1 pseudogene is annotated in these 294 nt (G+C 41.2%); it reads right to left on the bottom strand.

The features are described from left to right. Positions 1-278: pseudogene (locus tag ACEYW6_RS36820) on the bottom strand (hypothetical protein); the annotation flags it as partial. Positions 279-294 lie beyond the last annotated feature (16 nt).

Raw genomic sequence — 294 nt, 5'->3', positions numbered from 1 at the left:
ACAGCCAAAAGTTGGGTAATCACTCCCAAGTTCGGATTCTTTTTACTCTCTGACCAAGCTTTGGTAATACCATCAATCCGATACTGAGTTAGTCCGGGAACAGTGTAAAGTTTTTCGGGGTTGTTATCTAATATCGATAAAGTCTCACTTCCAAAGCAATTGACCAAAGTTTGAGCAGTTTTCTTGCCAATCCCACGAAATAGTCCACTTTCTAAATACGCCTCGATTTCCGGCAACATCAGAATCGGGAATTTTTCGACTTGAAGGAGCCTGATCATGAGTCAAAGAGTAGTT

Source organism: Nostoc sp. UIC 10607 (assembly GCF_047228265.1).
GTDB classification, from domain to species: domain Bacteria; phylum Cyanobacteriota; class Cyanobacteriia; order Cyanobacteriales; family Nostocaceae; genus Nostoc; species Nostoc foliaceum_A.
Note: the sequence above shows the minus strand (reverse complement) of the source record. Positions and strands in the feature narration are given on the sequence as shown.